This is a genomic window from Myxococcus eversor (assembly GCF_010894455.1).
GTDB lineage: Bacteria > Myxococcota > Myxococcia > Myxococcales > Myxococcaceae > Myxococcus > Myxococcus eversor.
Window position 1 is genome coordinate 1 of record NZ_JAAIXY010000124.1, and the last position, 249, is coordinate 249.

Below are 249 nucleotides of genomic sequence, written 5' to 3' on the forward strand. Positions count from 1 at the left end.
CCCAGCGTGGCGTTGTGACAGTAGGTGAGGCGGAAGCCCGCCTGGGGCAGCCGGTGGCGGAGCGCGCGCAGGACGCACGTCTTGCCGACGCCGGGCTCGCCCACCAGCATGACGCTCTGCCGCTCGCGTACGGCCTCGCAGAGTTGCTCGACGAGGTCCGTCTTGGAAGCTGGCAGCCAGAGGTCCGCGTCGGCAATCTCCTTGGAGAAGGGCGCATCGCAGAAGCCGAAGTGGGTGACGTAGGCGGGC

1 protein-coding gene is annotated in these 249 nt (G+C 69.5%); it reads right to left on the reverse strand.

All coding sequences use genetic code 11. From position 1 onward, the window contains the following. Positions 1-249, reverse strand: a 249-nt coding sequence (locus G4D83_RS45420) for an nSTAND3 domain-containing NTPase (RefSeq protein WP_163871195.1), incomplete at both ends; no start/stop codon positions are given.